At 73.2% G+C, this 24770-nt stretch carries 21 protein-coding genes; 6 read left to right on the top strand and 15 right to left on the bottom strand.

Annotation, left to right across the window (positions count from 1 at the left end; translation table 11 throughout):
- Nucleotides 1–108: 108 nt before the first annotated feature.
- Both OO63_RS15990 and OO63_RS15985 read left to right on the top strand, forming a co-directional pair.
- A complete protein-coding gene (locus OO63_RS15990; protein WP_030360067.1) occupies nt 109–1566 on the top strand; it encodes an NCS2 family permease in 1458 nt (485 codons plus the stop codon).
- A 73-nt stretch (nt 1567–1639) separates the two neighbouring features.
- Complete coding sequence (locus OO63_RS15985; protein WP_030360068.1) at nt 1640–2860, top strand: XdhC family protein; 1221 nt, start codon at nt 1640–1642, stop codon at nt 2858–2860.
- A gap of 167 nt (nt 2861–3027) precedes the next feature.
- Here OO63_RS15985 and OO63_RS15980 read toward each other — a convergent pair whose 3' ends face one another.
- Nucleotides 3028–4005, bottom strand: a complete 978-nt coding sequence (locus OO63_RS15980) for an oxidoreductase (protein ID WP_051810923.1) — start codon at nt 4003–4005, stop codon at nt 3028–3030.
- Nucleotides 4006–4104: 99 nt separating this feature from the next.
- On the opposite strand from OO63_RS15980, the gene OO63_RS15975 reads away from it, so the two are divergent.
- Together OO63_RS15975 and OO63_RS15970 are read left to right on the top strand one after the other, a co-directional pair.
- A complete protein-coding gene (locus OO63_RS15975) occupies nt 4105–4704 on the top strand; it encodes a TetR family transcriptional regulator (RefSeq protein ID WP_030360070.1) in 600 nt (199 codons plus the stop codon).
- Between the two features lie 114 nt (nt 4705–4818).
- A complete protein-coding gene (locus OO63_RS15970; RefSeq protein WP_030360071.1) occupies nt 4819–6120 on the top strand; it encodes a cytochrome P450 in 1302 nt (433 codons plus the stop codon).
- 70 nt (nt 6121–6190) lie between these two features.
- On the opposite strand, the gene OO63_RS15965 is transcribed toward OO63_RS15970, so the two are convergent.
- From OO63_RS15965 to OO63_RS15925, 9 genes are all read right to left on the bottom strand, one after another.
- The gene (locus tag OO63_RS15965) at nt 6191–6988 is read right to left on the bottom strand and encodes a polysaccharide deacetylase family protein (protein WP_078619161.1); all 798 of its coding nucleotides are present in this window, start codon (nt 6986–6988) and stop codon (nt 6191–6193) included.
- A gap of 93 nt (nt 6989–7081) precedes the next feature.
- Entirely contained in the window at nt 7082–8710 is a 1629-nt protein-coding gene (locus OO63_RS15960) for an NADase-type glycan-binding domain-containing protein (protein WP_033264167.1), read from the bottom strand.
- Nucleotides 8707–9264 (bottom strand): phage tail protein, encoded by a 558-nt coding sequence (locus OO63_RS15955; protein WP_030360074.1) that lies wholly within the window; start codon nt 9262–9264, stop codon nt 8707–8709. Before OO63_RS15955 ends, OO63_RS15960 begins: the two co-directional genes overlap by 4 nt.
- Nucleotides 9265–9292: 28 nt before the next feature.
- Nucleotides 9293–11251, bottom strand: a complete 1959-nt coding sequence (locus tag OO63_RS15950) for a putative baseplate assembly protein (RefSeq protein ID WP_030360075.1) — start codon at nt 11249–11251, stop codon at nt 9293–9295.
- A complete protein-coding gene (locus tag OO63_RS15945; RefSeq protein WP_030360076.1) occupies nt 11251–11703 on the bottom strand; it encodes a GPW/gp25 family protein in 453 nt (150 codons plus the stop codon). Before OO63_RS15945 ends, OO63_RS15950 begins: the two co-directional genes overlap by 1 nt.
- Nucleotides 11704–11728: 25 nt before the next feature.
- Complete coding sequence (locus OO63_RS15940; protein WP_030360077.1) at nt 11729–13624, bottom strand: VgrG-related protein; 1896 nt, start codon at nt 13622–13624, stop codon at nt 11729–11731.
- The gene (locus OO63_RS15935) at nt 13624–14343 is read right to left on the bottom strand and encodes a CIS tube protein (protein ID WP_030360078.1); all 720 of its coding nucleotides are present in this window, start codon (nt 14341–14343) and stop codon (nt 13624–13626) included. Before OO63_RS15935 ends, OO63_RS15940 begins: the two co-directional genes overlap by 1 nt.
- A gap of 38 nt (nt 14344–14381) precedes the next feature.
- Nucleotides 14382–14804 (bottom strand): phage tail protein, encoded by a 423-nt coding sequence (locus OO63_RS15930; RefSeq protein ID WP_030360079.1) that lies wholly within the window; start codon nt 14802–14804, stop codon nt 14382–14384.
- Nucleotides 14805–14882: 78 nt separating this feature from the next.
- Complete coding sequence (locus OO63_RS15925) at nt 14883–15704, bottom strand: hypothetical protein (RefSeq protein ID WP_051810922.1); 822 nt, start codon at nt 15702–15704, stop codon at nt 14883–14885.
- A 1753-nt stretch (nt 15705–17457) separates the two neighbouring features.
- On the opposite strand from OO63_RS15925, the gene OO63_RS45420 reads away from it, so the two are divergent.
- On the top strand, nt 17458–17766 hold the full coding sequence (locus OO63_RS45420) for a hypothetical protein (RefSeq protein ID WP_030360081.1): 309 nt from the start codon (nt 17458–17460) through the stop codon (nt 17764–17766).
- 539 nt (nt 17767–18305) lie between these two features.
- Here the strand turns inward: OO63_RS45420 and OO63_RS45985 are convergent.
- The 4 genes from OO63_RS45985 to OO63_RS15900 all read right to left on the bottom strand — a co-directional run bounded on the left by OO63_RS45985 (nt 18306) and on the right by OO63_RS15900 (nt 21076).
- Nucleotides 18306–18464: a DUF6760 family protein gene (locus OO63_RS45985; protein WP_087886307.1), complete on the bottom strand. Its 159-nt coding sequence runs from the start codon at nt 18462–18464 to the stop codon at nt 18306–18308.
- Entirely contained in the window at nt 18461–18967 is a 507-nt protein-coding gene (locus OO63_RS15910) for a hypothetical protein (RefSeq protein ID WP_030360082.1), read from the bottom strand. Before OO63_RS15910 ends, OO63_RS45985 begins: the two co-directional genes overlap by 4 nt.
- Entirely contained in the window at nt 18967–19410 is a 444-nt protein-coding gene (locus tag OO63_RS15905) for a phage tail protein (protein WP_030360083.1), read from the bottom strand. The genes OO63_RS15910 and OO63_RS15905 overlap by 1 nt, the downstream gene beginning before the upstream one ends.
- A 64-nt stretch (nt 19411–19474) precedes the next feature.
- Nucleotides 19475–21076: a phage tail sheath subtilisin-like domain-containing protein gene (locus OO63_RS15900; RefSeq protein WP_030360084.1), complete on the bottom strand. Its 1602-nt coding sequence runs from the start codon at nt 21074–21076 to the stop codon at nt 19475–19477.
- Between the two features lie 252 nt (nt 21077–21328).
- Between OO63_RS15900 and OO63_RS15895 the strand changes: the two genes are divergently transcribed.
- Nucleotides 21329–21997, top strand: coding sequence for an eCIS core domain-containing protein (locus tag OO63_RS15895; RefSeq protein ID WP_030360085.1), 669 nt, complete (start codon nt 21329–21331; stop codon nt 21995–21997).
- 3 nt (nt 21998–22000) lie between these two features.
- Here the strand turns inward: OO63_RS15895 and OO63_RS15890 are convergent, their stop codons facing one another.
- Nucleotides 22001–24553: a hypothetical protein gene (locus OO63_RS15890; RefSeq protein ID WP_157854010.1), complete on the bottom strand. Its 2553-nt coding sequence runs from the start codon at nt 24551–24553 to the stop codon at nt 22001–22003.
- Between the last annotated feature and the right edge of the window lie 217 nt (nt 24554–24770).

Genomic DNA, 24770 nt, shown 5'->3' with positions numbered 1-24770 from the left:
GTCCCCCGGGTCGTGCAGCCAACGCACCATCCCAAATCCCGCAGTCATCACAGGCCCGTCAGCACGCGTCTGATGCGGGTGCCCCTTTGAACCTTGGGAGTAGGCACCATGACCCAGCAGTCAGTGGAGCCCAAGACCACCGCGGAGGACGCGGGCTCCGGCTCACGCGTCCCGGCCGGACGGTCTTGGCTCGACCGGTACTTTCACATATCCCGCAGAGGATCGACGGTCGCGCGTGAGGTGCGCGGCGGCATCACCACCTTCATGGCGATGGCGTACATCGTCCTGCTCAACCCGCTGATCCTGTCCGGCAAGGACGCGGCGGGCGACACGATGGGGCAGAAGGCCCTCATCACCGCCACGGCCTTCGCCGCGGCCGTCACCACCCTGCTCATGGGCTTCGTCGGCAAGGTGCCGCTGGCCCTGGCCGCCGGGCTCTCCGTGTCCGGCGTCATCGCCTCCCAGGTCGCGCCCGAGATGACCTGGCCGCAGGCCATGGGCATGTGTGTGATGTACGGCGTGGTGATCATGCTCCTGGTCGTCACCGGCCTGCGCGAGATGATCATGAACGCGATACCGCTCGCGCTCAAGCACGGCATCACCATGGGCATCGGCCTGTTCATCGCCATCATCGGCCTGGTCAAGGGCGGCTTCGTCCACCAGGGCAAGGCCACCCCGCTGACCCTCGGCCCGGCCGGCGAGCTCCAGGGCTGGCCCGTCCTGCTCTTCGCGGGCACCCTGCTCCTGATCTTCATGCTGCAGGCCCGCAACACCCCCGGCGCCATCCTGATCGGCATCATCACCGGCACCGTCGTCGCCGTCGCCCTGAACGCGATGGACGTCATCAACCCCAAGCAGTGGGCCAACGGTGCCCCCGAGCTGCACGGCAGCGCGGTCTCCTCGCCCGACTTCTCGCTCTTCGGGGACGTCGAGTTCGGCGGCTGGGGCGAGGTCGGCGCGATGACGGTCGGCATGATCGTCTTCACCCTGGTGCTCGCGGGCTTCTTCGACGCCATGGCGACGATCATCGGCGTCGGTACGGAGGCCAACCTGGCCGACGACAAGGGCCGCATGCCCGGCCTGTCCAAGGCGCTGTTCATCGACGGTGCGGGCGGCGCCATCGGCGGCGTGGCGGGCGGCTCCGGCCAGACCGTCTTCGTCGAGTCCGCGACCGGCGTCGGCGAAGGTGCCCGTACGGGCCTCGCCTCCGTCGTGACCGGCCTGTTCTTCGCGGCCTGCCTGTTCTTCACGCCCGTCACCGCGATCGTCCCGCAGGAGGTCGCGTCCGCCGCGCTCGTCGTCATCGGAGCGATGATGATGATGAACGCACGGCACGTCGACTGGGCCGACCGCGCCACCGCGATCCCGGTGTTCCTGACCGTGGTCCTGATGCCCTTCACGTACACCATCACCACCGGTGTCGCGGCGGGTGTCATCTCCTGGGTCGCCATCAAGATCGCGCAGGGCAAGGCACGGGAGATCGGGGCCTTCATGTGGGGCCTGACCCTGATCTTCATCGTGTACTTCGCCCTCAGCCCCATCGAAAGCTGGATGGGCGTCCACTGAGGCGCCGCCCGCCCCGCACACGACCTTGGGGAGCCTCTCGGGGAGGCTCCGCAGAGCCCTTGAGGAGACCGACATGCTGGACATCGCCGAAGAGCTGAACCGGTGGGTCGAGCAGGGACGTGACTTCGCCGTCGCCACTGTCGTGGCCGTCGGCGGCAGCGCGCCCCGGCAGCCCGGTGCCGCCCTCGCCGTCGACAGCGACGGCACGGCGATCGGGTCGGTCTCCGGGGGCTGTGTGGAGGGAGCGGTGTACGAGCTGTGCCGACAGGCGCTCGACGACGGCGAAACCGTCGTCGAACGCTTCGGCTACAGCGACGACGACGCCTTCGCCGTGGGCCTGACCTGCGGCGGAGTCATCGACATCATGGTGGCGCCGGTCCGCGCGGACTCTCCCGCGCGGCCGGTGTACGCCGCGGCTCTCGCCGCCGCGGCCCGGGGCGAGGCGGCCGCCGTCGCCCGGATCACCGAAGGCCCCGCCGAGCTGATGGGGCAGGTCCTGCTCGTCCGCGCGGACGGCGGGACCGGGGCCGAGGGGGCCGCGCACGGCGACGGGCCCCCGGACGAGGTCGCGCCGGATGCCGCCGTCCGCTACGAGGGCGGCCTCGGCGGGCACCCCGAGCTGGACCGGACCGTGGCGGGCGAGGCGCGTGCCCTGCTGGACGCGGGCCGCACCGGGACCGTCGCGATCGGCGCGGACGGTTCGCGTTGCGGGCAGCCCCTGACCGTCCTCGTCGAGTCCTCCGTACCACCGCCCCGGATGATCGTCTTCGGGGCCATCGACTTCGCCTCCGCCCTCGTCCGCGTCGGCAGGTTTCTCGGCTACCACGTCACCGTCTGCGACGCCCGGTCCGTCTTCGCCACGCCCGCCCGCTTCCCCGACGCCGACGAGATCGTCGTCGCGTGGCCGCACGAGTACCTGGAGCGCACCGACGTCGACGGCCGCACCGTCCTGTGCGTCCTCACGCACGACGCCAAGTTCGACGTGCCGCTGCTGCGGCTCGCACTGCGGCTTCCGGTGGCCTACGTCGGCGCGATGGGCTCGCGCCGCACCCACCAGGACCGCAACCGCCGCCTGCGGGAAGTCGGCGTCACCGAGCTGGAGTTGGCCCGCCTTCGCTCGCCCATCGGGCTCGACCTCGGGGCGCGTACGCCGGAGGAGACGGCGTTGTCCATCGCGGCGGAGATTGTTGCCTCCCGGCGGGGTGGGAGCGGGGTCTCGCTCACCGGGGCGCACACGCCCATCCACCATGATGGAACGCGGAGGTCGGGTGGGCGGATCGGGTCGGTCGCCTGAGGTTGTCCCCCGGCGGTGCCCCCGGGCGGGGTGGCCGTCTGTCGCGCTGCGCGCTCGTCCTCAATCGCCGGACGGGCTTAAATGCATCGCGCTGCGCGCTCGTCCTCAAGCGCCGGACGGGCTGAAGAGCGTCGCGCTGCGCGTTTGTCCTCAGGCGCCGGACGGGCTCAAATTTCTTCGCGGAACGTGAAGTGCACGTCTGTCAGGTCCTCCGAGAGTGTCCAGAGGCGGGCTGCCGTCTCTGGGTTTGTCGCCCTTGGCGAGAGTCGTACGTGCTTCGGGGCGCCGCGTAGTTCCGCCATGCCGTCGGGGCCGATGAAGTCGCCGCTGCGCGCCTCGGGGGCCGTCGCCGCGTAGAGCTGGGGGAGCGCGCCCCGCGTGGGGGACTGGGCCAGGGGCTTGAGGAGGTGGCCGAAGAGGAGTTTGACCAGGCCGGTCGGGGCGGTCGTCTGGAGGTTGGTGGCCGTGTAGCCGGGGTGGGCGAGGACGCTGCTGACGGGGGTGGCCGACTCGGTCAGGCGGCGGTGCAGCTCGTGGCCGAAGACGGCGGTCGCGAGCTTCGACTGGTTGTAGTACGCCATGGGGGCGTACCCGCGCTCGCCGGAGAGGTCGTCGAAGAAGAGGCTGCCCTGCCGGTGGTTCGTCGAAGTCACCGTGACCACGCGGGAGTTGTCGCCCGCCGCGAGCAGGTCGAGCAGCAGCCCCGTGAGGGCGAAGTGGCCCAGGTGGTTGGCGGCGAACTGGAGCTCGTGGCCCTGGGCGCTGAGCGTCCGGGGCGGGGCCATCACGCCCGCGTTGTTGATGAGGCCGTCCAGGCCGGTGCGGTCGGCGTGCAGGGCGGCGGCGAAGGCGCGCACCGAGTCGAGGTCGGCCAGGTCGAGGGGGCGTACGTCCAGGCTCACGTCCGGCCGCCCGGCGGTGATGTCGGCGGCGGCGCGGTGGCCCTTCGCCTCGTCCCGCACCGCGAGGACCACGTGCGCGCCCCGGTGGGCGAGGGCGCGGGTGGTCGCGAGGCCGAGGCCGCTGTTGGCGCCGGTGACGACGTACGTCCGGCCGGTCAGGTCCGGTATCGAGGCGGCGTCCCAGCCGCCCCTCCCCGTCGGCCGCTGCCCACGCTGCCCGTCCTGCTGGCTCTGCTGCGTCATGCGGCACATGCTGCCTTGCATGACACCAAGTGTCAATGCGCTACCGAGTGCCATGCGAGGCATCGCATGTAGCATGGCGGCGTGAGTTCTCGCCGTGAAATCAGCCTGGCCGAGCGCAAGCGTCAGCTCGTCGCGGACGAATTGACCGAAGCGGCGCTGCAGTTGCTCGCCCTGAAGGGGTTCGACGCCGTCACCGTCGACGAGATCGTGGGCGCGGCCGGCGTCTCCAAGCGGACGTTCTTCCGGTACTTCGCGTCCAAGGAGGACGTCGTCGTCCAGTTCCTCGCGGACATGGGCACCGGCATGTGCGCCGAGCTGGCCGCCCGGCCCGCCGGGGAGCGGCCCTCCGAGGCGCTGCGGCACGCCGTCTGGGTCCCCCTCGGCGAGTGCGCCGACCACTCCGAACGGGCGCTGCGCGTGGTCCGGCTGATCCTCGGGACGCCCGCGCTGCTCGCCCGCTTCTTGGAGCGGCAGGCGCAGTGGCGCGACGATCTGGCGGCGGAACTGGCCCGCCGCGAGGGCCTCGACGACGCGACCGAGCTGTACCCGCGCCTGGCCGCCGGGATGGCCCTGAACGCCTTCGACGCCGTGCTCCACCGGTGGAGCGGCAGCGAGGGCGAGGAGGACCCGGCGGGCCTGACGGACGGGGCCTTCGCCGTCATCGCCCCCGCCCTGGACGCGGGGGTCCCGCGGGGCTGACGGGGGCCGTGGGAGCCCTGGTCCCGCGGGGCCGGTGCGCGGGGGTGCGCGAGCCCCGTGCGAGGGTGCCCGCGCCCTTCCGTGGGGCTCGGCGGCTCGGGCACCATGAGGAGGATGGAGCGGCAACAGCACGCCAGGCTCGACGAGTTGATGCGCGACCCCTACCCGCTGTACGCGCGCGCCCGGCGTGCCGAAGGGCTCACCTACGTGCCCGAGCTGCAGGCCTGGCTGGTCGCCAGGGACGCCGACGTCCGTGAGGTGCTGCGCAGGCCGGACGTGTTCTCGTCGGCCAACGCGGTGCGCCCGGACACCGTCCCCGCGCCCGCGGCCCTCGCCGTCCTCAGCCAGGGCCAGGACCAGAGCGGCGGCCCCCGCCGCCGCGTCGTCGTCACCGCCGACGGCCCGGCGCACCAACGCCTGCGCGCGCCCCTCGTCCGCGGCCTCTCGCCGGCCCGGGTGGCCGCCGTCCTGCCGTACGTGACCGAGCGGGCGACGGCCCTGGTCGACGCGCTCGCGGCGGCGGGGCCGGGCGTGCGGGGCGGGCCGCGCGTGGACGTGATGGAGGCGTACGCCCTGCGGCTGCCGGGGCAGGTCATCGGGCGGGTCCTCGGCTTCGACCCCGAGGACGTGCCGGTCGTCGTGCGCGGCGGCCACAGCTCCGAACAGCTGCTGTTCCGGCCGCTCCCGGAGGACGAGCAGATCGCGGCGGCCCACGACACGGTGGCGCTGCGACGGCTCCTGGAGGGCTACGTACAGGACCGGCACGCCGCGCCCCGCGACGACCTGTGCAGCGAGATGGTCACCTCGCTCGTCCCCGACGACGGGGAACCGGACGAGGCCGACCCCGAGGCCGACGACACGGGCCCCGCGCTGACCCTCGGACAGCGCGCCGAGCTGGTCGCGCACCTGCACAACTTCCTGCTCGCCGGGCACCTGACCACCACGGCGCTGATCGGCACGACCCTGCTGCACCTCCTTCGCCACCCCGCGCAGTGGAAGCTGGTGTGCGAGGAGCCCGAGCGGATCCCGGCCGCCATCGAGGAGGCGGCCCGCTACGACACCGCGCTCCAGGGCTTCCGCCGCGTCACCACCCGCGCCGTCACCCTCGCGGGCACCGAACTCCCCGCGGGCGCCGAGGTCCTGGTCGGCTTCGGCTCGGCGGGGCGCGACGCGGGACGCTACGAACGGCCCGACGTCTTCGACATCACCCGCACCCCGGTCGCCCGGCACGTCGCCTTCGGCCTCGGCGCGCACGGCTGCCCCGGCGCCCAGCTCGCCCGCGAGCAGCTGCGCGTGACCCTGGAGCTGTTCACACGGCGCTTCCCGGGCCTCAGGCTCGCCGCGGACGGGCCGCCGGTGCGGATGCGGCCGACGCTGATACACCGGGCACCGGAGGCGCTGTACGTGCAGTGGTGACGGCGTACGTGGAGCGGTCGGCGCGTACGCGCAGCGGTGACCGCGCCCCGCCCTCCCCCGCGCCTGCCGCCTAGCGGTAGACCTTCCCCGGCTCCGCCTTGCCCGGCGCGAGCAGCTGCGGGACGGTCACGAACACGTACCCGCGCTGCTTCAGCGCGTCGATGATGCCGGGCACGGCGGGCACGGTGCCCTTGTAGATGTCGTGCAGCAGGATGATCCCGTCGCGGCTGGACTGCTCAAGGACCCGCTTCTCGATGAGGGCGGAGTCGTTCGTGGTGTAGTCCTTGGCCGTCACCGTCCAGAGGATCTCGGAGAGCCCGAGCTCGCGGGAGATCTTGTTGACGGTGTCGTTGGTGCGGCCCTGCGGCGGGCGCATGAGCGTCGGCTTCTTGCCTATGAGCTTCTCTATTGCCTTGTTGGGGCGCTCCAGCTCGGCTCGCGCCTCCTTGGCGTCGATCTTGGTGAGGATCTTGTGCGACCACGTGTGGCTCGCGACCTCGTGCCCCTCGGCGTCCATCTGCTTGACCAGCTCGGGGTACTTCACGATGTGGTTCTTGCCGAGCGTGAAGAAGGTCGCGGGCACGGCCTTCTCCTTGAGGATCTTCAGCAGCCGTGGCGTGTTCTCGCTGGGCCCCGCGTCGAAGGTCAGCGCGATGCACTTCGCCTTGCGGCAGTCCACGGTCCCGAACTTGCCCTGATCGGCGGGCTTCGCGTCCGCCGCGTCCTTGCGGACGGTGCTCGGGGACACGGTGTCCAGCTTCGTGCAGCCGGACAGGGCCACGCTCACGGCGAGCGTGGCCAGCCCGAGAAGGACGGCGCGCGGGCGCAACCTGGTCGCGGGCTTCCGCATCTTGTGTATGGCAGGCATGCGGGAACTATACACAGAGTGTATAGCTGTGGTGCCCAGGGGGCTGACGTGGGCGGACTCCCACGTCAGACGCCCCCGGAGCCGGGTGAGGGGTCAGGTCCTGCTGCCGTCGGAGCGCCCGAACATCTCGATCTCGGCGATGGCCACCTGCTTCTTCGCGGACGCGGCGTGGGCCGACTCGATCGTGAACCGGACCTTGGTGACCTCGCCGACCCGGAAGGCGCGGCGCTGGCCGCCCGCGCCCGGGTCCAGGGTGAGGTCGCGGGTCGTCGTGCTGCCGTCCTTCTTGGTGATCGTCGCCTTGACGCGGTGCGGCAGCGCCGACTCGTCGAGTTTGTCGGCGCGGGTCGAGACCCCCGGCGTGATGATGAGGTCGAGCAGCCGCGTCGGCCGCGCGAACCCCACCTCGATCCACTCGCCCTGGCCCGACTGCACCACCCCCGGCCCCCACCAGGTGTTGTTCAGCTTGTCGAACGCCAGCTTCGCGGGGTGGCCCGTGTACGCCCGGGACGCCTTGATCTGGTCCGGCTCGACCGGGGCGCGCTTGGCGAAGTGGTCACGCGTGGCGTGGTAGCCGTCGGGGATGTACACCGCGCCGAGGATGAGCAGCGTCACGACCACGACGGCGGTGACCCAGGTGCCGACCCGGTCGAACACGCGGCGCAGCCGGGGCCGCTCGCCCGCCCAGGGCGCCTCGTCGCGGCCCGGCCCGAACAGACGGCGCCACCACGGGAGATGTCCGGGCGGGGTGGTGCGCGCCCCGTTGTCCGCGAGGGGCATCGCGCACCGGCCGCAGAAGTGGCGGTCGGGGCGGTTCGGGGTGGCGCACCACGGACAGGGCGGGCCGTACGGCTCCTGCGGGTGCGGGCCGGGAGCACGCACCTGGGGGCGGGCCGCGTCCGGGCGGCCGGGCAGGACGGGGGCCACGGCCGGGGTCGGCGCGGGCCGGGCGGGCTCCGGGTCCGAGACGGGGACGAGGAGGGAACGGGCCCGGTCGTCGGGCGCGGGCGGGGCGGGGGAGAGGGGTGCGCCGGGTGCGGGGGGTGTGCTCGGGGCGCCCGGTGCGTGGTAGGCGTTCGGCGCGTCGGGCGAGTGGTGCGCGTCGGGGGAGCCGTACGCGTCGGGCGAGCCGTACGCGCCGGGTGGCGTGGGCTGTACGGGGGCCGCCGGGGGGTAGCCGTGCGGCGCGGGTTGCGCCGGGGGGTTGGGGACCGTGTCCGTCAGGTCCGGGGAACCGGGGGCGGGGTGGGGTGCGGCGGCCGTCCTCATCGCGCCCGACGGGCCGAGGCCGGTGCCTTCGGGGCGGGAGAAGGCGTCCCAGCCTGCGTCGGCCCTGGAGCCGGGAGCCGCGTCGGCGCCCGCGCCCGAGGCGGAGCCCGAGGCCGCACCGGCCCCGGGGGCCACGCCGGACCCCGGCACCGAACCGGACCCCGGCACCGAACCGGCCGCCGAAGCGGCACCGGACCCCGACACCGTGCCGGACCCCGACACCGTGCCGGACCCCGACACCGTGCCGGACCCGGCCCCCGAGCCCGCCCCGGAAGCGGACCCGGAGACAGACCCGGACGCGGCCCCGGACGCGCCCCCCGGATAGGCCCCGCCCCCCGAAGCCCCGCTCCGCGCCCCCGCCGCGTCCCAGCGGAGCACGGCCCCGCAGGAGTCGCAGAACGACTGACCGGGTTCCGCGCGGGTGTCGCACTCGGCGCAGTTCTGCGTGGTCATCTCTGCTGGGTCCTTTCGGTGGCCGTCACGGTGACGGTGTAGGGCATGTGCGCGGGGCGGGCGGCGGCCACGAGGGTGTCCAGGCGGTGGATGTCCGCCGGGGTCGGCTCGGGCAGCCGCAGGGTGACGTGGAGGTGGGGGCGTGGCGTGCCGGGGACCGGGCCGCGGGGGCGCGCGCTCCAGGCGGCGCCCCCGCTCTCCGTGATCTCCGGCTCGACGCCGAACGCGAGCCGTACCGCTTCGGACAGGCCGCGCCGGGTGCCGCGGACGCGGTGCAGCGTGGCCGCCGCGGCCACGGCGGCCCGCAGCCGCCGCTCGGGTTCGGTGCCGTCGGTCTCCGCACCCACCCAGGTGCTCAGCCACTGGGCGAAGTCGATCGGTGTGAGCGCCGGGTCGAAGTAGGCGTCCAGGCAGTCGAGTACGTTCAGGATCGGCGCCAGGACGTCGTCGAGCCCGCCGACGAAGCGCTGCGCGAGATCGTCGTCGGCGAAGACGGCGGGCAGCATCATGCCGATGGGCGCCGAGGAGCCGAGGCCGTCGACGGAACCTCTCATCGCGTGCCTCCCCTGCGAGGCGGAGTCGTCATGCGGCGTCCCCGATCACACGGACGCGGTGGTCGAAGGAGAAGACGAGCGCGGTCGGCTCCAGGTCGATGCGGTCGGTCGGGTCGCCGCGCTTGCCGGTCAGCGGGTCGGCCGGATGCAGGACGACCTCGTCGACGAGTTCCACGCCGGGCACCCGCTGGAGCACGGCGAAGACCTCGCCCGCCTGGACCGGGCGCCCGAAGGGCCAGCCGTGGCCGTCGGCACCCCCGGTGAGCGGGTCGAGGTGGCGGTAGAGGGCGTCGTGGGCAGCGCGGCGTACCCGGTCGGTCTCCACGCCGCGGAAGGCGTGCACCGTGGCCACCACGGTGACGCCCTGGTAGTAGGGCGGGCCGACGGCGAGCCGGGTGCCGATGAGGCGGCGCTCGTCGAGATGCCGGGTGACGCGGTCGAGCAGCGCGTCCCCGGGCACCAGCTGCTCGAAGCGCAGCCGGCCGCCGGGGTCGGGCACGGCCTGCGGCACCACGAGGACCCGCACCGCGTACGCGCCGACCTCGTCGGTGGCGCCCTCCAGACAGGTGATGCGGGCGGTCTCGGGGGCGGCGCGGCGGGCCAGTTCCTCGTAGTCGCGCAGGGTCACGGCACGCTCCTGGGCGCGCAGCGTGATCGGGGCCCGGACCTTCGCCTCCTCGACGGTCTCGCCGTCGACCCCGCCGTGCGCGGCCTCGCGGTTGACGACCTCCGTGATGAACGGGATGGAGGTGCGCAGGACACTGATCGCGCCGCGGGCCACGTTGCCGGACCTGCCGCCGCCGGTGCGGTAGCGGCGGGCGCGGATGACGGCACCCTTGGGGGCGACCATCCCGTACTGGCGCAGGGAGCCGTCGGGTTCGCGGACGGCGGGGCCGAAGGCGAGGTCGCCGGTGGCCGCGTCGAGGGTGATGTGCCGGTCGTCGGGGCGGGACTCGGAGAAGTGCGGGACGACCCGCCAGTCCTCCCAGCCGTCCCGCTCGGCGGTCTGCAGGAGCAACGGCGGATCGTCGCCGACCACCGGCGCGTGGGCGAGCCGCAGCCGCTGCCCGGGCAGCCCGCTGGACTCGCCGAGCGCCTCGTCGTACACCGTCTCGGCGTGCACGACGCGTGTGGTGCCGCCGACCGTGCAGACGTCGGCGGCGCGCACCGTCGGCGAGGTCGTGTAGAAGGGCTGGTCGGGCAGTGGGTCGGTGACGCGGCAGCGCAGCCAGCCGCCCTCGTGGCCGCCGCTGCGGGACAGGACGTGGCCGCCGGGCACGTGCAGGACGACCTCGCCGGGCCGGTTGAGGCCGCCGGTGCCGTCGCGGTGGACCTCGCAACTCCGCCAGCCGTCCGCCGTCCAGGCCTCCCACACCAGCGGCGGCTGCCGGGGGTCGACGCCGACGCCGTCGACGCGGCTGTCCAGTTCGAGGGCGACCGCGCAGTCGGGGACGGCCGAGGTCAGGCCGAACAGCAGGCAGTCGCCGGGGCGCGGGGCCGCCGTGAAGCACAGCACGTCGCCGCCCTCGGCGAGTTCGGTGGTGCGGTCCGCGACGGGCTCGCCCCGCGGCTGCGCCATCAGGTGCCGCAGGGCGCAGGACACGATGCGCAGATCGCGCTCGGTGGCGAAGACCACCGCGTCCTCGGACTCCGTACGCAGCGTCGTCACCTCGGTGCCGACCGGCACCGCCACGGTCTCGTCGCGCGGCGCGGACAGCCAGAACGTCACGTCGGTGCGCGCGGCCACCGGCGGGAACAGCGTGATGCCGACGAGGTCGAGGAAGGCCAGGTGGTTCTTCTCCGGGACCCGGTTGAGGCGGTAGACGATCTGGTCGGCCATGTGGGCGACCGTCTCGACCAGGGTGACGCCGGGGTCGGAGACGTTGTGGTCGGTCCACTCCGGCGCCCGCTCCTGGATGTAGCGCTTGGCGTCGTCGACGAACTGCTGGAAGCGGCGGTCGTCGAGGTTGGGGGAGTGCAGGGGCATCAGTGGTCGCTTTCCGGGGAGTTGCCGGGGCCGCCGGACGTCCCCGGGGCCTCCGGGTCCTCGTGGGAGGGGATGACGTAGAAGGGGAAGACGAGGCTGCGCGGGTTGTTGGTGCCGCGGATCGCGTAGCGGACGTCGATGAAGAGCACGCTCTGGTCCTCGCCCGCGGTGACCTCCACCTCCAGGACCTCGATGCGCGGCTCCCAGCGGTCCAGGCTCAGATACACCTCGTGCTGGATGCGGCCCGCGGTCTGCTCGTTGACGGGGGAGAACACCAGGTCGTGGATGGCGCAGCCGAACTCGGGGCGCATCGGCCGCTCGCCCGGCGCGGTGGCGAGGACGAGCCGGATGGCCTCCTCGATCTCGCGCTCCCCGCTGACCAGGGCGATGCCCCCGGTGGGGCCGATGCGCAGCGGGAACGCCCAGCCGGAGCCAACGAACTGTTCGGCCATCAGAAATCACCGGTCCTCATCGGCATCAGAAGGGCAGTGGCTTGCGGTTGACCAGGACCGCACCGGTCAGATTGATGTTGGACGAGGTCAGCGCCACGCTCGCGGCGGAGGTGAGCGCCAGGGGCCCGGCCGCGCTGACGGTCGCGAGGCCGGTCGCCCGCACGTTCAGGAACGAGGTGTTGACGCTGAAGCCGCCGCCGCCCGCGTTCACGTTGACGGCGCTCCCGGCACGCAGGCTGAGGATCCCGCCGCTCTTGATGGACACGTTGCGCTTGGCGCTCAGCGTCAGGTCCGTGCCCGCCTGGACGGACACCGAGCGGCTGCCCTTGATGGTGACCGACCCCTTGCTGTCCACCGTGATCTCGGTCTTGGCGCGGTCCAGATTGACCTTCAACTTGCCGTCCCCCGTGCTGATCCGCACGCCCCGGTGACTGCCCACACGCTGGCTGAGCAGGTCGACGCGGTTGCCGGTGCGGTCGGCGATGGTGTGGCGGCTGGCCTGGTTGCGCGCACCGGAGTACAGCGGGGCGCTGCCCCGGGTCGGCTTGTTCCTGCCGTTGTAGAGCCCGCCGATCACGAAGGGGTGGTCGAGCGCGCCCCGGTCGAAGCCGACGAGGACCTCGTCGCCCACGTCCAGCGGGAAGATCCCGCCGCCGCGCTTCCCGCCGAGCTGCACACAGCGCGTCCAGTCGCTCACATAACTGTCGTCGAGCCACGGGAACTTCAGCTTCACGCGGGCCTGCTCGTCCTTCACGTCGACGTCGGTGACGACGGCGTTGGCCACGCCGGGCAGCCGCGGCGCGCTGTCGTTGCCGCCCGAGGTGAGCCCGTACAGGGAACGCCACTGGCGGCCGCTGACGGTGACCCACGACTCGTAGCGCTGCCCGTTGCCGAACACGTGCCGCACGGACGTCGTCGTGTACTTGCCCTCGAAGGGCTTGCCGACGTCACCGAGCGCGACGGGCACGCCGGGGCGCAGCTTGGGGTTGCCGTGCACGACGACCTCCAGCTCGGAGAACGACGAGGACACGTCGTCGAAGAGGGCGTCGGCGGCGTGGTCGACCTCGGCGGGCTTGTCGTAGGGCGTCGAGGTCTGCACGAGCGTGGCCTTCTTGAACGCGCCCGCCGCCTCGCCCGGGGTGGCGCCGATGGCGAAGTTCGGGTTCCGCGCGGAGCGCGAAGTGCCCACGACCTCCCGTGCGTTGGCGACGTCCCAGCCACGCGCCTGCACCGTGGAGACCTGGTCGGCGGCGGTCACCGCGGTCCGCAGCCGCAGGATGTCGGCGCCCGCCTTCAGGACGAAGGTGCTCTTCTTGCTGTCCGTCTTCGGCGAGGGCGCGCCCGACGACGGCTTGGGCTTCACGAAGTTGAACTTGCCGTCCGCGTCCAGGGACATGACCATCTTGTTCTCGTCCGCGAGCCGCGCGATGAAGTCCCAGTCGGTGACGTTGGCCTGGCTGATGAACTCGTAGCGCCCGCCGGACGAGTCGATCCTGCCGACCGGCACCCCAGCGAGACCGGCGAGGCGCCGGGCGATCGAGGACGCGGTCTCGTTCGTGTACGCGGCCACGCGGCGCTGGCGCAGGAAGCGGTGCCCGTAGTCGTAGCCGCGGACGACGGTGTAGGAGCCGGTGCCGTCGTAGTCGGCCTCCAGTGCGGTGACCTCGCCGGTGAACAGCGGATCGCCGGTGCCCTTGCCGTCCGCGACCGGCGTGAGCACCACCTTCGTGCCGAACGTGACGCCGAGCAGGCCGAGGACCTTGTGGTGGGGGTCGCGGAAGGTGAGGCGGAACGCGGCCGGCACCCCCGCGCCCTGGTCGACCCAGCCGTCGACGAGCATCGGGGCGACCTTCCGGGGCAGGGGCAGTCCCGCGCTGCCGATCCGCACGTCGAGGACGCTGGAGAAGGCGATGTGTGCCATCAGAGCCGCACCTCCTGCGGTGCGGGAAGCACCAGTTCGGTGCCCGTCGTCAGTCGGGACGGATCGTCGATCCCGTTGGCGTCGGCGATGGTCCGCCACGCCGTGGCGTCGCCGTACTCGCGCCAGGCCAGGGACTGCAGCGAGTCGCCCGCGACGACCCGGTGCACGCGCTGCGCGGTGAGCGCGCCCGACGTCGGGTTCTGCCCCATGGGCTCGCCGGGGATCTCGTGCAGCTGGAGCTGGCAGGTGGCCCGGATGGGGACGCCCGTGGTGCTGAACAGGGTGTACGAGGCCTGCACGGAGCTGACGTACGCGGTGAACCGAGCCGTGGCGAACGACCCCCACTGGAGGACCACCCACGGCGGCGACGGCTGGTCGGCGTCCTTGCTCTTCGCCGTCACGGTGCAGCAGTTGAGCAGCGCCTCCACCTTCTTCAGGACCGTCTTGCCGGTGGGCTTGGCGGAGGAGTCGAGGAACACCTCCACGCTCATCTCGCGCGGCTCGGCGCCCATGAACTCCGGTATGGCGCCGTCCCGTTCGGCCGCCGTCGGCGTCACCGTCCACTGGGCGCGGCGGCCGATGGTCAGCTGCGCCGGGTTGAACTCGAAGTCGAACGTCTTCATGAGCGCCCCCGGAGTGGTGCTGGTGCCGACGGGCGGCTCATGGATGGCGAGACTGGCGCGCACGAGGCTCTTGCCTGCGCCTTTGCTCTTGGGCATGTGCTTGTCCCCTGCTCCTCTGCTGCTTCCTCGGCGCCCTAGTCCGTGAACCCGTGGTGGGCGATCTCCAGGACCTCCGTGGCGACGGCCGGGCTGCCGGGGTCGAGGGTGGGGCCCTGCCAGCTGACGGGCAGCACGTCGATGAGCCCCCAGCGGGCGACCTCGGACCCGTCCGCGCGCAGCGCCGTGATCTCGGCGGTGGGCCGCTTGATCCCGGTCTGCACGGACGAGATCCACTTGGCGACCTTCGTGGTGTCCGGGGTGAGCGGACGGGTCAGCCGGATCGTGGAGAAGGTGACCCGGGAGGGCAGTTGCCACACGAAGCCGTTGTTCCCGCCCTCCTGGTGGTGCTCGACCTCGACCTGGGACGAGAGACCGTCACAGCCGTTGAATCGGCCGAGGCTCTCGCCGTCGATGGAGAGGGAGAACCAGATGGTGGAGCCCGGGTCCTGGCGGGGCATCGGGGAGCGCCTTTCTGTCGTGACTGCTGGGCCGTTCGTCCAGCCGTGCGGGTACGTGCGTCTGTGTGGCCTGGGCCGTCACCGCCGGTCGTCGCGGAGCCTGCCGATCCGCTCGCGGTCCATGCGGAGTTCGGCCCGCAGCAGCCGCGTGATGCGGCCGATCATGCGGTGCGTCAGCTCGTCGAGCTGGAACTCCGTGAGGTCCTTCGGGTCGAACGTGCCGTCCGGGACCCGGCTGTACGCGGGCGGCGGCGCCGCTGCCGCGGCCACCTGGCCGGACGGCGGCGGCGAGGTCCCGTTGCCCGGCGGCGAGTACGGCGGCGGGGGACCGGTCGGAGGGGAGTAGGGCGGCGGCGGGACGTCGGCGTCGTCCCGGCGCGAGGTGAGGTGCCCGAGGGTGGAGGACACCGTCGCGGCGGCTCTGGCGGCGAGCGCGGCCGTCGCGCTGGACCTGAGCGGCGACCGGAACGGCAGCCGCTGGACGGCGGGCCCGTCGGTGCCGGTCCCGGCGGGTGCCCTGGGCCCCACCGGCGCGACGGGGCGCGGGTGCGCGGGCTGCCGCGAGGCGGACGGAGGCGGCGCGAGGGGCGTCACGGGGAGGGGGAGCGAGGTGCCGGTGGGCGCGGGCAGGACGCGCAGATGGACGGGTTTCGCGGGGGTGGTGGCGCGCTGGACGGCGGGGGGTGCGGAGGGCGCACCGGATGCGGCAGGTGCGGCTGTACGTCCGGGTGGTGTCGGCGGGAGCGCCGTGAAGGGTGCGCCGCTCGGGCCGCTGAGGTCGCCGGAGCCGTCGGGGGGCGCGGCGGCGGTGCTGCGCTGGACCGGCGCGCGTGAGCCACCGGCGGGGTGCGAGGCGTCGCGGGGCGGCTTCGCGGAAAGGGTGAGGGGCGCGGTCTCCACGGGGGCGCTGGGGAGGGGCGCACCGAGGTGGGTCCGGCGTCGCAGGGGGGTGGTGAGAGGCGCCGCGGCGCGCTGGACCTGCTGCGTGGGCGGGGCGGCCGGTTCGACGTGGGGCTGCGCGGGGGTCGGCGCGGGAGCCGGAACACGGGCGTGGGGAGGGCGCGTTGGCGCGGTGGAGTCGGGGCGTGGGGTCGGGGCTGCTGAAGCCGATGCCGATGCCTCCGGTGCGGAGGCCGGTGCCGGGCTCGGTGCGGAGGGCTGTACGGGGGCCGGGGAGGCGCTGGGTGTGGAGGTCGGCGCGGCGGCCGCGGTGGAGGTGATCGGGGCGCCGAGGCCGGGGCGCGGGGGCTTGCGGGTGGCGGCGCGCTGCACTGCCGGGCGCTCGCTGGTGGCGGCGGTGGGCCCTGCGGAGGGTGAACTTGCCTCGTCGATACGGGAGTCGGGCGTCTTCGGAGGCGTGCTGGAGGGGGCCGTGCCGTCCGCGGGGGAGGCGAGGGCAGGGCTGGTGGCGCCGTGGGACGCGGGCGTGGTCGGCCCTGGTGTGGTGCGGGAGGCGCGCTGTACGGGAAGGGCGGTGTTCGGCGCGGCGGTGTCCGGTGGGCTGGAGGGCGAGGTGGGCGTGGTGGGCGCGGTGGTCGGCCGGTGGGGTCGGGTGGGCGCCGGGGCCGACGGGCGGGGTGTGGCGGGCTCGCCGGAGTGGTCGCCCGTGACGCGCGGCCTTGTGGGTCCGGCGGCTGCGGGGGAGGACGCGGGCGTGGCAGTGGGCGCGGCTCCGGGGACGGGGCGTGCCGGGGCTCGCTGGACCTGTGGACGTGCGGGCGGCGTGGTGGAGGGGAGCGGGGTGCTCGGCGCGTCCGGGGCCGAGCGCGGCGCGGTGCTCGGGGTGCGCGGGGGCGAGGGCTTGCCCGGGTTCGATGACGGTGCCGCGTCCGGTGCCGTGGCCGCTGTCGGTGATGCGCCTGGTGCCGGTGATGCGCCCGGTACCGTGTCCGCTTCCTTGGCCGGTGTCGGGGCTGCGGGTGAGGTCGGGGTGGACGCCGGGTCCGGCCTGCGGGCAGGGGTGGGTGCTTGCCCGCGCGGGGGCTCGGGCACAGGCGAACTGCCAGAGGGCAGGGGCCGGTTCGGGGCGGGCGGCGGCTGCTTCGGGTTCGGGTGCGCCTGAAGGGACTTCGGCTGTGCGGGTGGGGTGTCGGCGGGGCGCGGCGGGGTGGCGGGCCGCCGTGTCGTACTGCTGGGTGATGTTGAACGTACGGCTGCGGAGGGCGACTTGGTGCTGCGCTCGCCGAGGGGAGCTTGAGTCGACGGCGGTCGGGGGCTGCTCCGGGGGCCGGGGCCGGGGCCCGTACCCGTGCCCGTGCTCTGGTCCACGGCCCGCTGTATGGGCTGCCGGTCGGTCGTCGTGGTGGGGGTGGCGGGGGTGGACGGGTGTGCGTGTTGTCCCGGAGTATCGGGCTCGGCCGAAGCTCCGGCCGACGCCGACGCCGACGCCGACACCCGCGCCGACGCCGACGGAGATGCCGACACCGACGGATAGGCCGACGGAGACGCCGACACTTCGGCCGACGTGCCGCCCTGGGTCCGCGCAGGCGTGGATCCGCGCCGCGCGACAGGCAGGGCGCGGCGCTGCACGGCCGTCGACGCGGTCGGCGCCTTCGTCAGGGGCCGGGGCCCGGTGGCGGGGCGCGGAGTAGCCGGTACGGGGGACACGCGGACGCCGCGAGCCGGGGCCGGGGTAGGCGAGGAGGCCGGGCTCGTGAGACCCGCCCGTACGACCGGCACCGAGGCGGGCGCACCCGCCGCCGCGCCCGCAGGAGCCACGACCGGCACCGCACCCGACGGCCCCGGCACCTCCACCGTGCCGGACGCCTCCGGCACGGCCACTCCACCGGAAACGGCACGCTGCACCGATGCCGCCCCGCCCACAGAGGCCGCCCCACGCGCACCCATCGCCCCGCGCGCAGCCGTCCCCGTGGAGGCACGCGCCGAAGCACTCGACGAGACCGAAGCCGCTCCCGGCGAAGCCCCCGCCGAAGCCGGACCGGGCCCCGCCCCGCCCGCGTAGGAACCCACTCCCGCCCCCGAGACCGCCCGCAACGGCACCACGGGCACCCGCCGACCCGCCACCCCCGCTCCGGCCCCGGCCGCGTCCCCCGCACTCCCCAACGGCAGTGATTCCGCGGGCCGTTCGAGCCCCGTCACCGGGCGCGCCGACTCGGCCGGCGCGCCCGAGAGCAAGCTGCCGAGACCGGAGCCGGGGCCGGTGCCGAGGACCGTGGTGAGGGACGACGCCCCGGCGAAGGACGGGTTCTGCCACGTCGGCAGCCGCGTGCCGAACGCGGTGTCGGAGACCCCGGCCCGCCCGTCGGCCACAGCACGCTGAATCGGCGCGAGCCCCGGCCAGGCGGCCACGGGCGCCGGGCCGGGCACAGGGCCACTGGACACAGCGCCGCCGGACCCGGAGTCTCCGGACGCAGAACTACCGGCCCCGGAACCACCGGGCTCGGCCCCGGACGCGGCCCCGCCGGGAGCGGCGGCACCCCGCCCCTCCCCCCACGAGTCGCCCGCGAGCCGCCCCCGCAGCCGTTCCAAGAACCCCACAGCTCAGCCCTCCGCCCCGGCGCGCGTCACGAAGGACGCGATCTGGTCCGCGTAACGGCGGCGGTCGTGGTGCTCCAGGTCCAGGATTGCCGCCAGACTCCAGTGGAAGTGGTAGGCGACGTACGCGATCTCCTCATGCAGCCGGTCGGTCGCGTACGTCACGATTCCCCCAGGCGGCTCCCGCCGAGTTCCACCTCGAACGGCTCGGAGCAGTGCGGGCACTCCACCGCGGCGCGGGTGTGGCCCTCGGCGTTGATCTGCCGGTAGAAGTCCTGGAGGAACGCCAGGTCGGAGGCGAACATGCTCTCCACGGTCCCGTCGTGCACCATCGGCAGCGTGCCGAGGCGCGTGATGACGCGGCCGAGCAGCACCACCGACAGGTACGCGGGGTTCTCCTGGACCCGCACGTCGCGCAGCGGGACCAGTTCGTCCCGCGCCGTGGACAGGCGCATCACGCCGTCCCGGTGCACGGTGCCCGACTCGTCGACGTAGCCGCGCGGCAGTTGGAAGGGGAACTCGGTGCGCAGCTCCCGGGGAGCCGGGTCGAGTGGTGCGGCGGCGGGAGACGGGACGGGGGCATCCGCTCCCGCCGCCGCGGACTGAGGGTGCTGCGGCGGCGCGGCGGCCGTGCCCGCGCCCGGCGCACCGGCTGCCGTGCGCCGCATTACTCGATGACCAGTTCTTCGAAGACGATGGTCACGGTCTCGGTGAGGGCCGCGGCCTCGCCCGCCTTGAGGGTGCTGGCGTCGACCTTGCTGCACCAGGCGTTGCGCAGGTTGTACCGCTTCACCGGATTGTCCTGGTAGTCCATCATGATGATGGAGGCGTTCTTGCGGGCCGTGCTCATCTGACCGTTGATCGAGTCGTTGATCCAGGTCGTGAACGACGACGACTGGGTCATGCCGCGCACCACGGTGCACTGGCCGTTCTTCTGCACGCCCGGCAGCAGATTCACCTCGGGCTTGCCCTGCGCGGAGTTCTGCTGGTGGACGATGACGTCCTGTTCGAGAGTGAGGCCGCTGACCTCCGCGAGGTACTCGACCATCACACCGTCGATCTGCAGACCGAAGTTGTGTGAAGTGAGGGAGTCACCCTGCATCAGACTCATGAGTTCGCTGTCCTTCTAAGCCGCTGGGCTTGTTGACGGTGGTGTGCGGGGACCCGGGGGCCGCCTACTCCTCCAACTCCCCGCTCCCGCTGGAGAACTGGGAGAGCCGGAAGATCACGAACTCGGCGGGCTTGACCGGCGCGATGCCGATCTCGCAGATGACCCGGCCGAGGTCGACCGACTCCGGCGGGTTGGTCTCCTCGTCGCACTTGACGTAGAAGGCCTCCTCGGGCCGCTGCCCGAAGAGCGCGCCGCCGCGCCACTCGTTGACCAGGAACGCCGACACGTTGCGGCGGATGCGGGCCCACAGCGCGTGGTCGTTCGGCTCGAACACCACCCACTGGGTGCCGATCAGAATCGACTCCTCCAGGTAGTTGAAGTAGCGGCGGATGTTGAGGTAGCGCCACTCGGGGTCGGAGGAGAGGGTGCGGGCACCCCAGACGCGGATGCCGCGGCCGGGGAAGGCGCGGATGCAGTTGACGCCGATCGGGTTGAGCAGGTCCTGCTCGCCGCGGGTGATCTGGAGCTCCAGGTCGACGGCGCCGCGCACGACCTCGTTGGCGGGGGCCTTGTGCACCCCGCGCTCGGAGTCGTTGCGGGCCCAGATGCCGGCGACATGGCCGCTCGGCGGGACCATGCGGGACTGCCCGGAGGCCGGGTCGAAGGACTTCAGCCAGGGGTAGTACAGGGCCGCGTACTTGGAGTCGTAGCCCGCCGTCTCCTGCCGCCACACCCGGATCTGACGGGCATTCAGGCCCGGCGGCGGGTCGATGACCGCGACCCGGTCGCCCATCAGCTCGCAGTGCGCGATGAGCCCGAGCTGGACGGCCTTGACGGCCTCCAGGTCGATCGTGCCCCGCTGGTAGGCCGCCATCAGGTCGGGCACGGCCACCATGGAGATCTCGTCGACGGCCTCAAGGCCGCCGAAGCCGGTGCGGTCCGCGGAGTCGCCCAGGTACTCGGCGGGGCCCGCGTGCCCGGTCGTGGCCCGCTCCGTCGGCGCGGGCAGCGGGGCCGCCGGGGCGGGCGGCGCGGGCAGGGTCACGGTCTGGTTCTCCGGCCGGGCGAGCTGCGCCGCCGCGGCGGCCTCGGTCACGGCGATGAGCTTGGAGCGCTCCTTGACCTGGGTGACGACGTAGGAGCGGCTGCCCTTCTTGGCGCTCACGTCGTACGTCTCGACGGCCTTGTCGCCGTCCTTGACGATCAGCTTGAAGCGGTCGGCGGCGCCCTCGCCCTCGGGGTCGGCGACCTCCACGGACAGCCGGCCGTCGCGGCCCTGCCCGGTGGCCGTCACCGAGAACGTGCCGAGCTGCTTCGGCTCCGCGGCGGGCAGCGCCGCCGGGGCGGCGGCAGGACCTGCCACCGCGGCCGGTGCCTCGCCGTCGCCGGACACACCCTCGGCGGAGCCGCCGACGCGGACCACGTACGCGGCGGAGCCGCCGTTGTTGAAGAAGCCGTAGACCGAGTGGGCGAGGTAGTAGCCCTCGGTGAAGTCGCCGAAGGACGTGACGTACTGCGTCCAATTCGTCACCAGCGTCGGCTCGTTCAGCGGTCCGGCCGGCGCGAGCCCGACGAAGGCCGCCACGGAGGTGCCCACCCCCTCGATCGGGCGCGAGCCGCTGGCCACCTCCTCGACGTAGACGCCGGGTGACAGGTAGGACGGCATGCTCTGCTCTCCTCGGGTACGGGACGGGACCCTCCCACCCTCGCGGGCCACTCCCGTCACTGAAACGTCCTCAGGTGCCGGGCGCGGGGCAACGTCCTTGCCCGCAGGGGCACTTCACGACGCCGGGTGTCCGCACGCCTCGGCGCGACGGCCGCAGGTGTGCCCGAGAGGGTGCCCCCGCGGACCTGTCCGGACCGGACCCGGCCGGTCAAAGGTGGTGGGTCAGCTCTGTCCCGTGCCGAAGGGAGCGTCGTGCACGCACACGGAACGCAGGCCAAGGAGGGCGGGGACCAGGGCAAGGCCCACCGCCCCGGTCCGGCCGGACCGCACCGCGCGCCCGGCCCCGCCACGACGGCCGGGCGGATCCTGAGCCTCCAGCGCCTCGCGGGCAACGCCGCCGTGTCGCGGGCCGTCGAGGAGGAGCGGCACGCCCACGGCCCCGGCTGCGGCCACGGCCAGACGGAACCGTCCGGCGAACAGCCCGTCATGCAACGGCAGATGGGCCTGAGCGCCGCCCTCGCCTCGCCCGGGGCCCCTCTTGAGCCGCGCATCCGGGAGCGCGCCGAGCAGGCGTACGGCATGAACTTCGGCGACGTACGCAAGCACGACGGGCCCGAAGCGCAGCAGTCCGCCCGGGAGTTCGGCGCCCTCGCCTACACCGTGGGACCGCACATCGTCGCCGCCGAGCCGAACCTGCCCGACGACGTGATGTTCCACGAGCTGGGCCACCGCTTCCAGAACGCGATGGGACCCGTCGCGGGCACCGACGACGGCTCGGGCGTCAGGGTCTCGAGCCCCGGCGACCCCTTCGAGCTCCAGGCCGACTCGAACGGCAAGAAGATCGCCCGCGGCGAGAAGCCCGACCTGTCGCTGCCCGGCCGGCCGGCACCGGCCGGGCACGACACGGACGACGAGGGCTGACGCTCAGTAGTCGCTCATCCGGACGTCCCCGGCGTCGACGCTCGTCTGGAACCGGACCATCCTGCCGCCGAGGAGGATGTAGTGGTGGCCGGTGTCGTCCTCGATGTAGATCGCCTGCCCGAACGGGTCGAGATGCAGGGTGAATCCCGGGACCTCGGGCACCTGGGGCTGGTATCCCGCGCCTGTCGCGCTGCTCTCGCCGCCGTAGTGGCCCGCTTGTGACGAGGAGTCCGCGGCGTAGTAGTCGGCCCCCGACGAGGAGCCCGCCTGGTAGTAGTCCGCCTGCGACGAGGAGGCGGCGTAGTGGTCCGGCTGCGCGGGGGCGGGCGCGGCGTACTGGTCCGCCTGCGCAGAGGAGGCCGCACCCGAGTCGCCCTCGATCTGCGCGAGCCGTTCCTTGCCCTTGCGGTTGAGGGCCTTCCGCAGGTTGTCCCCGTTCGAGCCCGTGTGCAGGTACGCGGACATCTCCGAGACGCTGTAGTTGTCGTCGCGGCGCAGCCGGGCGAGCGTGGCGAGGAGGTCGAGAGGAGCCTTGGTGGGGTTCAGGTCGCTGCTGGACCTGCCCGAGTGGCGCCGCTCCCAGTCGGCGCACCATGCGTGGCCCGACAGGCCACGGATGGCCGCCTTGATGGTGTCCTTGCCCGCCCTGTCGAGAGGTCTCCCCTTGGAGAACTGCTTCTCGACCGCGCCCTTCTTCCTGCTCGTCGCCGTCGTGGTGCTCGCCGCACCCCGCGCGGGCTTGTTGGACCGCTGCGGCGTGTGCGTCCAGTGGCCCTCCTTCTCGTAGCGGGTGAGATAGGTGCCGAGTCGGTTCTCGGACAGGTCGACGGCGCTCCCGAGGTGCTTGAGGGACATCGTGCTGGACCTGTGGTAGTTGAACAGCAGCTCGATCGCCTGTTGGCGGCTCTCGTTGGTGGCGTCGGCGCCGGCCCCGCCGTTCCAGAGTCCGTGCAGCTGGTCCGCCTGGTCCGCGGAGAGCTTGTCGGTCCTGCGGCGCGGGACCTGGTGCGTCGCGGCGCCCTTCCCGATGCCCGCGGGGGCGGTGTCCACCGTCCAGGTGTCCTGCAGCGGCCGCGCGACACGGGTGTAGGTCCCGTCCTCGTCGAACTCGGCGTCGCTGGCGACCGGAGTGACGTCGGCCTGGCGGGCCGCGAGCCGCCCGGGGACCCGCAGCGTGGGGCCGCGACGGCGGTGTCCGGCCCCTGCCGGAGCCGCCTCGTGCGCCATCGCCGGGGTGCTCGTGATGTCGTTGTGCACCATCTGCTTGATGTGCGCGAGGTAGTCGTCGTCCATGATGTGCTCGAGGTGCGTGTGCAGAGAGTTCACGGAGCCCTGGAAGTAGTGCCCGTAGTTCTCGTCGAAGCTCAGATTGCCGAACCCCATCTGGTCCCGGTAGTACGTCAACGCCGCGGCGCAGCCCATGCAGGGGCGGTACTTCCCCATGATGACGAGGGGCTTCGTGGCCGCCTGGCCAGGAGTGACGCCGGCGCGGCTCAGGGCGATGAGCAGTTTCTGCTCCGCGTGCACCGACTCCTCCTGCTTCATCTCCCCCCTGTTCTTGCCCTGCTTCTTCGCCCTGGGGTCGAGCTGCGCGAACCGGAGCAGGAACACCCGGCCCGCGTACTTGGGGCTGGTGAGCATGGTGTGCAGGTTCTTGTCCTCGACGTCCACGACGATGACGGGGGAATTGAGCTGCGCCTGGAGCACCTTGGCGGCGGGGTCCGGCCCTCGCCCCTGCTCGCCCGCGCCGCGCTGCCCGCTGACGATCGCCGCGTTCTTGCGGCGGTAGCTCGCGAGCTTCGCCTCGAGGTTCTCCGCCTCGTAGGCGTGCAGCCCCCGTCGGCGGCCCTCCTGGCTCTGCTGGAACGCGAGCAGCTCCTGGAGGGAGGGCTCGTGTCCGTACACCTGCCGTCCCTGGCTCACGAGGGTGTCGACCGACGAGTTGAAGTTCGAGGCGAACACCAGCCGGTCGTTGATCAGCATGCCCTGGACCTCGCGGTTGTTGGCGTCCTCCGCGCCGCCGTCCGGCTCCTCCTGCCTGGCCCGCTCCTGGGCGCCCTTCATGCTGTCGAACAGGAGGGCGCTGGTCTCGTGCGTGGTCTCCTCGGCCTCCTCACCGTCCTTGAAACGCGGAAACCGCATCCAGAACTCTTCGTGAGCCCGGCCCTGCCGACGTGCGCCGTAGCTCACCAGCGGCGGCCCGTCCACCTCGGACTTGATGTCCTTCATGACGTCCTTGGGATCCCGCCGGGCGGGCGCGTCCCTCCGGGAGTGCCTGCCGGACCCACTGCCTTCCGACCGGGAGTGCCTGCCGGACCCACTGCCCTCCGGCCGGGAGTGCCTGCCCGACCCGCTGCCGCCCGCACGCTGCACGGAGAGCACCCGGTTGACCGCCCCGTTGCCCGCCGCGTCGTTCATGGCACGCAGCCCGGCGGGAGTCATCCCCTCGGCGGTGAGCGGCACGGGGGAAGAGGTCCTGGCCGCCGGCCGGGGCTGCCGGTCGGCGCGTCCTTCCCGTCCCTCGTGGCCGCGTGAATCGGTCTGCCGCTGCCGCATCAGCGCCTCCAACGTCGACGGGGGTCGCCGTCCGGCGTCGGCGAGAGTCGCCGTCATGGTGCCGGGGCCGCGGCGCGCGGCACAGGGCCGCGGGGGTGGCGACGGGGGCAGACCCGGTTGCCCCCGAGGACGGCCCGCCCGGCACTGCCCGGCCTGCCGGAACCGCCGCCCGTCGGGGCAACGGGGTCTGCCCGGCCGCCTCGTGACATGATCCGCG

Source organism: Streptomyces alboflavus (assembly GCF_000716675.1).
Lineage (GTDB): Bacteria > Actinomycetota > Actinomycetes > Streptomycetales > Streptomycetaceae > Streptomyces > Streptomyces alboflavus.
This window is presented reverse-complemented; position numbering and strand designations above follow the sequence as displayed.